The following is a 12,982-nucleotide window of genomic DNA, read 5'->3' as shown; positions in this document are numbered from 1 at the left end:
TGGCGCATACGTTATTCCTGTTTGCAAATGGCTTGGGTTGAGAAAATGCCTGCAAGATTCTCAACGTGTTCGGGCTCAGGGAGGACCACGCTGGCATGGTATTGCTGTTCTTGAGCCTTACCCCATTGAATAGTTATGCTGAAAGTTGCCGGAACCCCTGCGAGGTAGACGGTGCCGGTATCATCAACGATGCCGAGAATTGAAGTACCATCGACGGAGACCATCGCGCCAAAAGGAATCACTTGTCCCTTGGTATCGGTGAGATGGAGCATTGCCCGATAACCAATGTGGGCGACAAAGTTTGCCGCCACCGCTGCGCTACGGCTTGGAATGACGGTGGCGGCGGTTGCATCGGTATCAACATCATCCGGCAGGCTGGTGGTATCAATACGAATGCTGTTTTTCTGATACGGCGTCAGGGTGGGGATCACCGCATTGCCCTGCCAGTCGGTTCGGACACCGCGCTGATTCTGAAAGCGGATACCTTTTGCCCCTTGTGCAGAGACAATAGCGAACTGATCGCCCAGCGGTTGAGAGAGCGTGACGCCATGAGGATGGGCAACTATCGCACCGCTGGCACCCAGACTCAGCTGCTGCGAGTTATCTGACGAGGTGTAGTAGCCAGCGTTCAGATTGCCATACTGTGAGCGGTAGCTGCTGTAAATACTGCTGGTATCCTCGCCGTCGTGGTTGCTGTGGCTTTGTTGCAAGGAGTAGCTCAGACGCTGATCGTCAAGTAGTGTGCCGTTCAGGCCGACATTATGGCGGGTATAACCATGCTTGCTGCTGCTGACGTTGTAGCTCGACCAAGCATTGGGCAGCCAGCGGCTGAGTGGCACGCTGAGCCCGAAGGCTACCATTTGATCGTCTGGCCCATCACTGGTTTTACTGTAGGTATAAGTCAGGTGATAGCTAATCTTATTGATCGTCGTATTTACCCCGGCGGACAGGCTGCGTTCCGTCTCTGAGGTTCCCCAGTAATCCTGCTGATAACCGTTCAGATAAATGCTGCTGCCCAACAACGTTTGACTGATACTGGCCTGAATTCGGTTGCGTTTGTTATAGCTGAACATCAGGTCATCTTCATTGCCACTATATTTTTTATTGGCATCACTAAAGCTGTAATAGCCCTGCGTAGAGTAGCGATAGCTTGCGAGCGTGAAATTGGTGTCGGTACGCTCGAGCTTCCCCGAGTAAAGCAGGCGATACGACTGTCCAGAACTTGTTTGATCATTATCCAGCGAGGCTCTTGCTGCTGTGACATCAGCCGAGAGCGCGCCCAAATCGCCCAGTGCAATGCCGATACCGGCGTTCGCAGCCTGATAATCACCAGAAGAGGTGGCTCCGCCGAACAGTGTTGCGGCATTGTTTAAACCGTAGATAAAACTGGCCTGGGCGAATTCGGGTTCTTTCTCGTCGCTGCCGCTGGCCGCCCGGTAACGGGCCGCAGTAACTTCGTATTTTACCCTGCCGGGACGTAACATCACGGCGGTGCTGGAGTAGGGTTGGGTAAAATGATGTTCTGTGCCGTCGGCTTCTTTTACCGTGACCTCCAGATCGCCGCTGTTGGTGGTAGAGTAGAGATCGGAAATCTCAAAAGCCCCCGGGGCAACGTTTTGCTGATAGATCAAATAGCCATTTTGCCGGATGGAGACTTCTGCATTTGAACTGGCGATCCCGCGTATCACGGGAGCGTAGCCGCGCTGGCTGTACGGTACCATTTCATCATCAGAGGCTAGATTTACCCCGGTGTACTGAATACTGTCGAGGACATCGCCGCGGGTGTTGTTTTCACCCACGGTAAACTGACTGCGCAGGCCATCGATATCATGCTGTAGATAGGTATTGATGGTATCCCAGGCGTTGACATCCTCGGATTTACTCCAGGTGGAGTAATTGCGTACCCGCCACCCGCCAAGGTTGAGACCGCTGCGCAGATTTAGGTACTGGCTGTCAGAGGTATTATGGTTGCCCTCACGGGTCTGTGAACCTGAATAACTGTAATCTGTAAACACAACCGGGACGCCGTCATCCCACAGTGCCGGGTCAATACCGTCCCAGGCCGAATTCGCAATGGCGGCCTGCGGCATGCTGATATTGAGCGTCATCACCGAAAAATCCAGAGATGATGAGGCTTGTGGGATGTAATACCCCAAAGGCTGTGGGAGAGGAACATTCGCTGGCGCATCCGCAAGTGCTGAATAGTTCTCAATTTTAACGCCCCAGCGGCGCAGCATTTCCGGCGTGATTTGCGCCTGAAGCGTACCATCTGCGGCACTTTTATAAGTAACCGGTTCTTCCCCCAACAATGTCTTATTGAGCCGTAGTCGTGAAGGCCAGGTACCGGGCATTTGCGCATTTTCGCGAGAGAAAAGCGACAAATCGATATTCTGTTGTGAGAATTCGTTGCCCTCCAGTGAAGAAGAGGAAAAGGAGTATTCTCGCGCGAGAGCGTTGCCTGAAACGACAAATGCAACGCTGAGAAGACCGCGGATTAATAACGACAGCTTCGAACAAGGAAACGTTGAACGTCGCAACATTAACCTCCCTTGCTTAACGTGGCTGAGTATTGTTGTGAGGCATTTCCGTAGTCGGTAATGCAATGCCAGGTGACCTGCTTACCGTTAGCCTGCTCGGGTAATGGGAAAGTGGCGGTGCTGAAAGGTGGCACCATATCTGCCTTCGGAAGTGAGACTGCTCCCAAGTGTAAGCTATCGAAAACCGTATAGAAGGCGTGATTATTCGTTACCTGTAACTGGTTACCTGAGCGCATAAACTGTAACTTTTTGCAGCTTTGTGCAGGTGAACCCGTAATATTTTTAGGGCGCCAGAGCAGTTTGAGACGGGTTTTATAGATTAGCCGAAGAATATTTTTACTTTCATCCTCTTTGGCGGTAGCAGGAATAGTGCGCACGTTCATATAAAACAGTGATTCTTTATTCTCAGGTAGCGGCGTTCCGTTCCAGGTGATACGCAGACTCTGCTCTTTTTGCGCGTCGAGACGGAAAAGCGGCGGGGTGATGATAAAAGGTCCCCGCGTTTTCTCATCCCCCGTATCGGTCCACGATTGAATTAACCAAGGCAGTTGTGTGTCAGTATTGGTCAACGCCAACGCGACCTCTTTTTTATTAGTATCAAAAATAATCCGCGTGCGGCCAACCTGAATTCCACTCGCCGGACAAAAACACGAGTAAAATAGAGGGGGAAATAATGCTACCATAATAAGGATACGCATAAAATGGACCCGTAATAGTATTAAATATTGTCAACGGTATTGAGCGCCTGGAGTATTCCAGGCGTAAAAAAGGAAGTGTTAGCGATACAAAATATTAATTGTCATGTCCGCATCAGCCGGGCCAGCGGTGACTTCTTTTGCGAACGATTTATAGCGGGCCTGAAGGTGAGCCTGGATGGTGTCGGTGGACTCTGTTGATAGTGGGATATAAACTTGCCCTTCGGAGCCATCGAATGCCAGCAACGTTGATGGTAAGTTCGCTGGGCTAAGAGCAATGCCGATCCCGGTAGCGGCTGTCTCTCCTGCGGTCGTGATCTTACTGACGTCAAGAAGCGTTTTGGACTTGGTTAATACAGTAGGGCCGTTAAAGGTTAATTGCACGGAGGTCAGGCCGTCAGTCGTCACCGGACAGTCAGTCAGTTTAATATCGACATCGACCAGATCTGTTTCTGTACCCACAGTGGTAAATAATGATGTCGGCCATGTACCCAGCGGTATAGTACTTTCGTTACCATTATCCCCATCAATGATACAACTAGGTTCAATAATTTCTCCGGTAAAATGAATCGTTCCGGCATTCATTTCTGCGCCTGATACATTAAATGAATATGCTGATAGCAGCGCGAGAAAGACAATGCCTTTTTTCATCTTCATGATTTGATTATCCCTGTAAATGTTAACATTATATTCCATAAAAATATGGATGCAGCTCAATGATAATATTATTCGGTCGCCAGTATACATGAGCTTTAATCGTTGTGGAGTAGGTTGGGGTTAAGTGAATTATAATTAAGACTTATGGTTATTTATTTTGTTATTGAGTCTGGTAGGAGTGATAAGTAATGTGATTATGTTAAGTGTTTCTTATATTACTATCTTCTAAAACTTAGGCGTAATTGCTATTTTTTTATTCTACTTTGTTCTATTGGAGAAGTCGTGATGGCATTTTTTTAATGTTTCTTAATTCAGAAATTAATAAATATTATGCTGTGATAGCGTTTTTAACCGACGATGAGATGATATTACGCAGGCTGTTTCAGCCGGGTAAACCCCGAAAAGAGCATGATTGCACGGTTTTTTCTCGCCATTGCTTATGGGTCATGCTGGCATGATAAGTAAGACGTAATGGGTAACGAGCACGTAGAACACGTACTGTGGCAGAAGAAAGCGACGACGACAAAACAGAAGCCCCCACACCCCACCGACTAGAAAAAGCACGGGAAGAAGGGCAGATCCCCCGATCCAAAGAGCTGACCTCACTGCTTATTTTGCTGGTGGGTGTGTGCATTATCTGGATTGGTGGAGAGTCGTTGGCTCGCAGACTGGCTGGCATGCTGTCGGCAGGGCTACGATTTGACCACAGTATGGTCAATGACCCAAATCTGATCCTCAGCCAAATCATTCTGCTGATTAAAGACGCGATGATTGCGCTGTTGCCGTTGATTACCGGCGTCGTTCTGGTGGCATTGATCTCACCCGTGATGCTGGGTGGCCTGATCTTCAGTGGGAAATCTCTGCAACCCAAGTTCTCTAAGCTGAATCCGCTGCCGGGCATTAAACGCATGTTTTCCGCGCAAACCGGTGCTGAACTGCTCAAAGCGATACTGAAGTCCACGCTGGTGGGAAGCGTAGCCGGATTTTATCTCTGGCATAACTGGCCTCAGATGATGAGGCTGATGGCGGAATCTCCGATTACGGCGATGGGCAACGCCCTGGATTTAGTCGGTATGTGCGCGCTGTTGGTGGTGCTGGGCGTCATTCCCATGGTCGGGTTCGACGTTTTTTTCCAGATTTATAGCCATCTGAAAAAGCTGCGCATGTCGCGTCAGGATATCCGTGACGAATTTAAGCAAAGCGAAGGTGATCCGCACGTTAAGGGCAAAATACGCCAAATGCAGCGCGCGGCGGCGCAGCGTCGCATGATGGCGGATGTCCCGAAAGCGGACGTCATTGTGACCAACCCCACGCACTACTCAGTGGCGTTGCAGTATGACGAGAACAAAATGAGCGCGCCAAAAGTTGTTGCCAAGGGCGCGGGGCTGGTGGCGCTGCGCATTCGCGAGATTGGCGCCGAGCATCGTGTCCCAACCTTAGAAGCACCACCGCTAGCGCGTGCGTTATATCGCCATGCAGAGATTGGCCAGCAAATCCCGGGGCAATTGTATGCCGCCGTTGCCGAAGTGCTGGCATGGGTATGGCAGTTAAAACGCTGGCGTCTGGCAGGCGGCAAGCCGCCACCACAACCTGAAAACCTTCCGGTGCCTGACGCACTGGATTTTATGAACGAGAAGAATACTGATGGCTAATCTGGTCGCGATGCTGCGCCTGCCCGGCAACCTGAAATCCACGCAATGGCAAATCCTTGCCGGGCCGATCCTCATTCTGCTGATCCTGTCGATGATGGTACTGCCGCTGCCGGCATTCATCCTCGATCTGCTGTTCACGTTTAACATTGCGCTGTCGATCATGGTGCTGCTGGTTGCGATGTTTACTCAGCGCACACTTGAGTTTGCCGCATTCCCGACGATTTTGCTGTTCACCACATTATTACGCCTGGCCCTGAACGTCGCGTCGACGCGTATCATTTTGATGGAAGGACATACCGGTGCGGCGGCGGCAGGGAAGGTGGTCGAAGCCTTCGGTCACTTCCTGGTGGGCGGTAACTTTGCCATCGGTATCGTGGTCTTCGTTATTCTTGTCATTATTAACTTTATGGTTATCACCAAAGGCGCTGGGCGTATCGCTGAGGTTGGCGCACGCTTCGTGCTGGATGGTATGCCCGGCAAGCAGATGGCGATTGATGCCGACTTGAATGCCGGACTGATTGGCGAAGATGAAGCCAAAAAACGGCGTTCGGAAGTCACACAGGAAGCGGACTTTTACGGTTCGATGGACGGTGCGAGTAAATTCGTACGTGGAGATGCCATCGCCGGTATTTTGATCATGGTGATCAACGTCGTCGGCGGCCTGTTGGTCGGGGTGTTACAGCATGGCATGAGTATGGGAAGCGCAGCGGAAAGCTATACCTTGCTGACTATCGGTGACGGCCTGGTCGCGCAGATCCCCGCGCTGGTTATCTCAACAGCGGCGGGTGTTATTGTGACCCGCGTGAGTACCGACCAGGATGTAGGCGAGCAGATGGTGACCCAACTGTTCAGTAATCCAAGCGTGATGCTGCTTAGTGCAGCGGTGCTGGGTTTACTGGGCCTGGTACCGGGTATGCCAAACCTGGTATTTTTGATGTTTACCGCCGCATTACTCGGTCTCGCCTGGTGGATGCGTGGTCGCGAACTCAAAGCGCCTGCTGAACCTCAGCCGGTGAAAATGCCGGAAAATAACTCTGTGGTGGAAGCCACCTGGAACGATGTACAACTGGAGGATTCGCTGGGAATGGAGGTGGGTTACCGCCTGATCCCAATGGTGGATTTTCAGCAGGATGGTGAGCTACTGGGGCGAATTCGCAGTATCCGGAAGAAATTTGCCCAGGATATGGGCTTCCTGCCGCCGGTGGTCCACATCCGCGACAATATGGATCTGCAACCCGCCCGCTATCGTATTCTGATGAAAGGGGTGGAAATCGGCAGCGGGGATGCCTATCCCGGACGTTGGCTGGCGATTAACCCGGGGACGGCGGCAGGTTCGTTGCCGGGAGAGAAAACGGTCGATCCGGCTTTCGGTCTGGACGCTATTTGGATTGAGAGCGCATTGAAGGAACAGGCGCAGATTCAGGGCTTTACGGTGGTTGAGGCCAGTACCGTTGTCGCTACGCATTTGAATCACCTGATTGGTCAGTTTGCCGCTGAACTGTTCGGGCGTCAGGAAGCGCAACAGCTACTGGACCGCGTCTCACAGGAGATGCCAAAGCTCACCGAAGATCTGGTCCCTGGGGTTGTGACGCTGACCACACTGCACAAAGTGCTGCAGAACTTACTGGACGAAAAAGTACCGATTCGCGATATGCGTACCATTCTCGAAACGCTGGCTGAACATGCGCCGTTGCAAAACGATCCGCATGAGCTTACTGCGGTAGTCCGTGTTGCGTTGGGGCGCGCCATCACCCAGCAGTGGTTCCCGGGTAATGAAGAGGTTCAGGTTATCGGCCTGGATACCCCGCTTGAACGTCTGCTGCTGCAGGCGCTGCAAGGGGGCGGCGGTCTGGAGCCTGGTCTGGCAGACAGGCTGCTGGCCCAAACCCAGGAAGCGCTCTCACGCCAGGAAATGTTGGGTGCGCCGCCGGTATTGCTGGTTAATCACGCGTTGCGCCCGTTACTGGCACGCTTTTTACGCCGCAGCATACCGCAGTTGGTGGTGTTATCGAACATGGAGCTTTCCGATAACCGCCATATTCGTATGACGGCGACCATTGGAGGTAAATAATGCGTAACTTGCTGTGGCTGTTGTTTTTTCCTTTGATGGCGCAGGCGGCCGGAGAAGGGGCGTGGCAGGCGAGCGGAATGGGGATCACCTTAAACCACCGTGGTCAGTCAGCGTCTTCTGCACCTCTGGTTCCCAGCCAGCCGGTCTCGGGATTGATGACCTTAGTGGCCTGGCGCTATGCGCTTAATGGCCCAACCCCTGCGGGGTTACGTGTGCGTTTATGCTCTCAGTCCCGCTGCGTCGAGCTGGACGGGCAAAGTGGCACCACCAACGGGTTCAATAATGTTCCCGCCATCGAACCGATGCATTTTGTCTGGGAAGTTCCCGGCGGCGGTCGCCTGATCCCCGCCTTACAAGTACAGAGCAATCAGGTGATTGTGAACTATCGTTAACACCTTCCTTCATTCAGGCCAGCAGCAGAAACTGCTGGCCGCTTCGCAATTCCAGTCCACCTGTTTGATTAAAAAGAAACGCCGTTTTATAAAATAGGTGACATGCGTTGCCGGACTCTTTGTGCTGTTGCCATTTCGTGCAAATCCCTGGCAGAAACAGAAAGGTTTCACTTCCTGTTAGCTTTTACTGTGACCCTGTAAGGACGCCCAAAATCAACGCGAGGATTGCGGGGCCTCCCAATAATGTGCAGGGGTAACGGCAATGAAGACACGTAAAATCGGATTGGTTAACTATTTTGCCTACGGTTCGGGAGATTTTTTAGGCGCAGGCACCACGGCATTAACCGCCGCCTGGCTGCTCTATTTTTACACTACGTTTTGTGGACTGACGCCCATCGAGGCGACCTTCATTTTTGCCACCGCCAGGGTGCTGGATGCCGTGGTTAGCCCGTTAATGGGTTTTTTAACCGATAACTTTGGTTCAACCTGGCTCGGTAAACGCTTCGGGCGACGTAAGTTTTTTATTCTGTTGGGGATCCCCAGTGTCTTTAGCTACTCGCTGATGTGGGTTGGTGATATGGGATTCTGGTACTACCTGCTGACCTATCTGATTTTTGACGTGGTTTACACCATGATTCTGGTGCCCTATGAAACGCTGGTGCCCGAAATGACCGATGACTTTAAACAGAAAACCAAGTTTTCCGGCGCGCGTATTTCGATGGCGCAAATGTCGGCTATTCTGGCCTCGTTCTTACCGGGCGTTCTGCTGACGCTGTTTGGCAAAAATAACCCGGTGTCTTTTTTCTACGCCAGCCTGGTGTTCTCTGTGCTGTGTGCGCTGATGCTGACTTTCGTCTGGTTCTTTACCTGGGAGCGCCCACGTGCTGAGTGGACTGAAGCCGCGCTGCGAGCCGAAGAAGAGAAGAAAAAGCTGACCTTTAGCCAAAGCATGAACCGCCTGTTTGTTGAACTGAGTTCAACACTGCGCATCCGTATCTTCCGCCAGCATTTAGGAATGTATCTCGGCGGCTATATAGCGCAGGACGTCTTTAACGCCGTCTTTACTTACTATGTGGTGTTTGTGCTGATGCAGGAAGCGTCGATGGCGTCAAACCTGCTGGGAACGATGGCTATCTTCCAGTTCATTGCCGTTATCGCCATGATCCCATTGTGTATCCGCTTTGGACCCGCGCCATCATATCGGATGGTCGTGGTCCTGTTTGGTGCGAGTTCTCTCTCTTATGCGCTGCTTTACTATGCCGGGTTAAGCGATGTTTATTCTCTGTTGCTGCTGGTCTCTGCCATTGCGGGTCTGGGGCGCGGCGGGATTAATTATGTACCCTGGAATACCTACACCTATATTGCCGACGTTGACGAAGTGATTACTGGCCAGCGTCGGGAAGGGATCTTTGCCGGCATTATGACGTTAACGCGTAAGGCGTCGCAGGCGGGAGCGGTGATGCTGGTAGGGATTGTCATGCAGATGTCCGGTTTTGTCTCCGGTCACAGCGTACAACCCGCGGCGGTCAGCCATACCATTCTGTTAATTCTGAGCTGCGGTACGCTAATTGTTCTGGCGCTGGGTTTCCTGGTTTCCTTACGTTTCAAACTGAACCTGCAAACTCACAGTACCCTGCGTGAAGAGACCGCAAAAATGCGGGAGTCGGGACGCACCGTGCCGGAAGGGCTCTCCGCCGAAGGCCGCGCTACCGTAGAGATGCTGTCGGGCATGCCATATGAGTCACTTTGGGGCAACAACAATATTGGTTACCTGAATCGTAATAAACCTGCAGCACCGAAACTGGAAAAGGGTGCCGCATTGAATTCGACATTGACAGAGGTGAAGTAAATGATTGTTTACCCGGTTAAACACAGCCCGTTATTGCGACAATCTGACCATTTTATTGCCAGGGATGAATTAAAAACGTTGATCAAAAAGGTGACGCATAACCTGGTCAATATTCATGATGAGACGGGCGAATTCCTGCTGCGTCTGGACGACGGACGCGTTATTGATACCAAAGGCTGGGCGGGATGGGAGTGGACGCACGGCGTCGGTCTGTACGGGATGCATCAGTATTATCAGCAAACCGGTGATGAAACGATGCGCGATATTATCGACAGCTGGTTTGCCGAACGCTTTGCTGAAGGTGCGACCACCAAAAACGTTAACACCATGGCGCCGTTTTTAACGCTGGCGTATCGCTATGAAGAGACGCGTAACCCCGCGTATCTGCCGTGGCTCGACAGCTGGGCTGAGTGGGCAATGCATGAAATGCCGCGTACCAAATTCGGCGGTATGCAGCACATTACGCTGGCGGAAGAGAATCATCAGCAAATGTGGGATGACACGCTGATGATGACGGTTTTGCCACTGGCGAAAATCGGCAAGTTGCTCAACCGTCCAGAATATATTGAAGAGGCAACCTATCAGTTCCTGCTGCATGTGCAGAACCTGATGGATAAAGAAACGGGGCTGTGGTTCCACGGCTGGAGCTATGAAGGGCAGCATAATTTTGCCAACGCCCGCTGGGCGCGTGGTAACAGCTGGTTAACTATCGTGATCCCGGACTTCCTCGAACTGCTCGATTTACCAGAAAACAATGCCGTTCGCCGCTATCTGGTGCAGGTTCTGCACGCGCAAATCGCGGCGCTGGCTAAGTGCCAGGATGACAGTGGGTTGTGGCACACCCTGCTGGACGATCCGCAGTCGTATCTGGAAGCGTCAGCCACCGCCGGATTTGCGTATGGGATCCTCAAAGCGGTACGTAAACGCTATGTCGGTCAAGAGTATGCTGCGGTGGCCGAAAAAGCCATCAGAGGCATTGTGCAACATATCTCACCAGAAGGTGAATTGTTACACACCTCGTTTGGTACCGGAATGGGGCACAATCTCGATTTTTACCGCAATATCCCACGGACCTCCATGCCATATGGACAGGCCATGGCGATGCTGTGCCTTACCGAATACTTGCGTAAGTATTTTTGATCGCGATGGCAGAGGGGGCTGCCGCTAACGGACCTGATTGTTGAGTCACCTCTGTTTGCGCGGCATTATCCTGCGGCGCAAACAGATGATCCATGATTTGCCGCATGACCGGTGCGGCGGTTACGCCGTCGCTGCCGCCGTTTTCGAGGATTAACGCCACGGCGACTTTCGGGTTCTTATAGGGCGCAAATGCGGTATAAAACACATGGTCGCGCAAACGGACCGGAATCATTTTCGCATTGTAGGTCTGATTTTCTTTCAGGCTGAAGACCTGCGATGTGCCACTTTTCGCCGCAATGCCGTAAGGTGCGGTGTGAAAGAACTTATACCCGGTACCGTTTGGTTCATTTGCCATGCCGAACATCGCCTGACGCACCAGCCCCCAGTAGGGTGACGACGCAGAAGCGATTTGCGACGGTGCTTCAGGAGCCTGGTATGGAATGAGGGTTTTGCCGCTTTCTTCATCGAGTAGCAGGTGGGGGGCGATGACTTTGCCGTTGTTAATCAGTGCTACCATAGCCTTTACCATCTGGATTGGCGTGGCAATCCAGTAGCCCTGGCCGATGCCGACAGAAATGGTATCCCCTTGATACCATGCTTTTTTATGTACTTTCTGCTTCCATTCGCGGCTCGGGAGCAGGCCGTTATACTCCTCATCAAGATCGATACCAGTCGGCTTACCGTAACCAAACTGGCTGAGCATGCTATTAATCCGGTCGATCCCCATCATATACGCCACCTGATAGAAGAAGGTGTCGGCGGATTCTTCAATCGCTTTGGTGACGTCCAGCATACCATGGCCGGTTTTTTTCCAGTCACGATAATGCCGCTCGGTGCCGGGTAGCGTCCAGGTGGGGGCGCCGAAGAAACTGGTCTGCGGGGTGATGACGCCGTTCAGTAACGCTGACATCGCCATGTAAGGTTTGACCGTGGAGGCAGGAGGATACAGCCCCTGCGTGACGCGGTTGATTAAAGGCAGGTCTTTATCCTGCAACAGCTTGTTATAGTCCTGATAGCTGATGCCTTTGACAAACGGATTGGGGTCATAGCTGGGATTTGAGACCATCGCCAGCACGGAACCGTCGTGCGGATCTTCCACCAGTACTGCCGCACGCTGGCCCGCCAGCAGACTCTCAATGTATTGCTGTAAATGTAGGTCCAGCGTCAGGTGAATATCTTTCCCGGCGACGGGCGGCACATCCTTTATCAAGCGGACAATGCGTCCATGGTTATCGACTTCCACCTCCTGATAACCGGTTTTTCCATGCAGTTCGTTTTCGTAATAGTGCTCAATACCCTGCTTGCCGATGTTGTGATCGGCGGCGTAGTTTTCTGCCAGACCTTTTTTATCCAGTGCTTTCAGATCGTTGTCGTTGATTTTTGACACATAGCCAAGGACATGCGCCAGTGCGGCGCCATAGGGGTACTGGCGGTCTTCATAGCTATTGATATTGACGCCACTGAAATGAAACTGGTTAACCGAGAAGCGGGCGATTTCTACATCGGTCAGCGCATTTTTTAGCACTACCGGGCGATAACGGCTGCTGGATTTCAGCTCATGGCGGAACTGGTCAATGTCATCCGGGGTGAGGTCAACGATCGGCGTTAGCTGCCTGATTAGGGCATCCATATCGCTGATTTTATATGGCGTAACGGAAATGTCGTACCAGGTTACGTTGCGCACCAGCGGGATGCCATTGCGATCGTAAATCATGCCTCGCGTTGGGGCGACAGGCAGCATTTTGATGTCGTTTGCATCCGACCGGGTGGTGTAATACTGGTGCTGACGGATTTGTAGGTTGTAGAGATTGTAAATCAGGATGCCAAAACAGATGACCACCAGGCCAAAGGCCACTATTACACGCCGCTGGAAGAGTTTTTCTTCCGCCTCAAAATCTCTGAATGTCATTGACCCGTACCCGATTAATTCGCCGCCTAATGATACGGAGGCTCAAACGGGATGACAGGCAAAAAATGTTCCATCTCTCT

9 protein-coding genes are annotated in these 12,982 nt (G+C 51.9%); 5 read left to right on the top strand and 4 right to left on the bottom strand.

Translation table 11 applies throughout. From position 1 onward, the window contains the following. Nucleotides 1–11: 11 nt before the first annotated feature. From ACVXHP_RS06540 to ACVXHP_RS06530, 3 genes are all read right to left on the bottom strand, one after another. Nucleotides 12–2,540 (bottom strand): fimbria/pilus outer membrane usher protein, encoded by a 2,529-nt coding sequence (locus ACVXHP_RS06540; protein ID WP_316129036.1) that lies wholly within the window; start codon nucleotides 2,538–2,540, stop codon nucleotides 12–14. After that, the gene (locus ACVXHP_RS06535) at nucleotides 2,540–3,235 is read right to left on the bottom strand and encodes a fimbrial biogenesis chaperone (RefSeq protein WP_447571088.1); all 696 of its coding nucleotides are present in this window, start codon (nucleotides 3,233–3,235) and stop codon (nucleotides 2,540–2,542) included. The genes ACVXHP_RS06540 and ACVXHP_RS06535 overlap by 1 nt, the downstream gene beginning before the upstream one ends. Nucleotides 3,236–3,313: 78 nt before the next feature. Continuing rightward, entirely contained in the window at nucleotides 3,314–3,889 is a 576-nt protein-coding gene (locus ACVXHP_RS06530; RefSeq protein WP_316129034.1) for a fimbrial protein, read from the bottom strand. A 500-nt stretch (nucleotides 3,890–4,389) separates the two neighbouring features. Between ACVXHP_RS06530 and flhB the strand changes: the two genes are divergently transcribed. From flhB to bglB, 5 genes are all read left to right on the top strand, one after another. Then, nucleotides 4,390–5,541 carry a flagellar biosynthesis protein FlhB gene (flhB, locus tag ACVXHP_RS06525; protein ID WP_200006091.1) on the top strand — a complete coding sequence of 384 codons (1,152 nt, stop codon included), beginning with the start codon at nucleotides 4,390–4,392 and terminating at the stop codon, nucleotides 5,539–5,541. Next, entirely contained in the window at nucleotides 5,534–7,612 is a 2,079-nt protein-coding gene (gene flhA, locus ACVXHP_RS06520) for a flagellar biosynthesis protein FlhA (protein ID WP_006684120.1), read from the top strand. Before flhB ends, flhA begins: the two co-directional genes overlap by 8 nt. Beyond that, nucleotides 7,612–8,004, top strand: a complete 393-nt coding sequence (gene flhE / locus ACVXHP_RS06515) for a flagellar protein FlhE (protein WP_447571087.1) — start codon at nucleotides 7,612–7,614, stop codon at nucleotides 8,002–8,004. The genes flhA and flhE overlap by 1 nt, the downstream gene beginning before the upstream one ends. A 262-nt stretch (nucleotides 8,005–8,266) precedes the next feature. Continuing rightward, nucleotides 8,267–9,853 carry an MFS transporter gene (locus ACVXHP_RS06510; RefSeq protein ID WP_316129030.1) on the top strand — a complete coding sequence of 529 codons (1,587 nt, stop codon included), beginning with the start codon at nucleotides 8,267–8,269 and terminating at the stop codon, nucleotides 9,851–9,853. Next, nucleotides 9,854–10,993, top strand: a complete 1,140-nt coding sequence (gene bglB, locus ACVXHP_RS06505) for a beta-galactosidase BglB (protein WP_447571086.1) — start codon at nucleotides 9,854–9,856, stop codon at nucleotides 10,991–10,993. It abuts the gene before it with no gap. Here bglB and mrdA read toward each other — a convergent pair. Beyond that, nucleotides 10,965–12,902 carry a penicillin-binding protein 2 gene (mrdA, locus tag ACVXHP_RS06500; protein ID WP_447571085.1) on the bottom strand — a complete coding sequence of 646 codons (1,938 nt, stop codon included), beginning with the start codon at nucleotides 12,900–12,902 and terminating at the stop codon, nucleotides 10,965–10,967. The genes bglB and mrdA overlap by 29 nt on opposite strands. Nucleotides 12,903–12,982: the final 80 nt, after the last annotated feature.

Source organism: Citrobacter freundii complex sp. 2025EL-00176 (assembly GCF_053309355.1).
Note: the sequence above shows the minus strand (reverse complement) of the source record. Positions and strands in the feature narration are given on the sequence as shown.

Bases quoted from the DNA above. Each gene is read 5' to 3' on its own strand.
- ACVXHP_RS06540 (WP_316129036.1), bottom strand. From the start codon at position 2,540: ATGTTGCGACGTTCAACGTTTCCTTGTTCGAAGCTGTCGTTATTAATC.
- ACVXHP_RS06535 (WP_447571088.1), bottom strand. From the start codon at position 3,235: ATGCGTATCCTTATTATGGTAGCATTATTTCCCCCTCTATTTTACTCG.
- ACVXHP_RS06530 (WP_316129034.1), bottom strand. From the start codon at position 3,889: ATGAAGATGAAAAAAGGCATTGTCTTTCTCGCGCTGCTATCAGCATAT.
- flhA (WP_006684120.1), top strand. From the start codon at position 5,534: ATGGCTAATCTGGTCGCGATGCTGCGCCTGCCCGGCAACCTGAAATCC.
- flhE (WP_447571087.1), top strand. From the start codon at position 7,612: ATGCGTAACTTGCTGTGGCTGTTGTTTTTTCCTTTGATGGCGCAGGCG.
- ACVXHP_RS06510 (WP_316129030.1), top strand. From the start codon at position 8,267: ATGAAGACACGTAAAATCGGATTGGTTAACTATTTTGCCTACGGTTCG.
- bglB (WP_447571086.1), top strand. From the start codon at position 9,854: ATGATTGTTTACCCGGTTAAACACAGCCCGTTATTGCGACAATCTGAC.
- mrdA (WP_447571085.1), bottom strand. From the start codon at position 12,902: ATGACATTCAGAGATTTTGAGGCGGAAGAAAAACTCTTCCAGCGGCGT.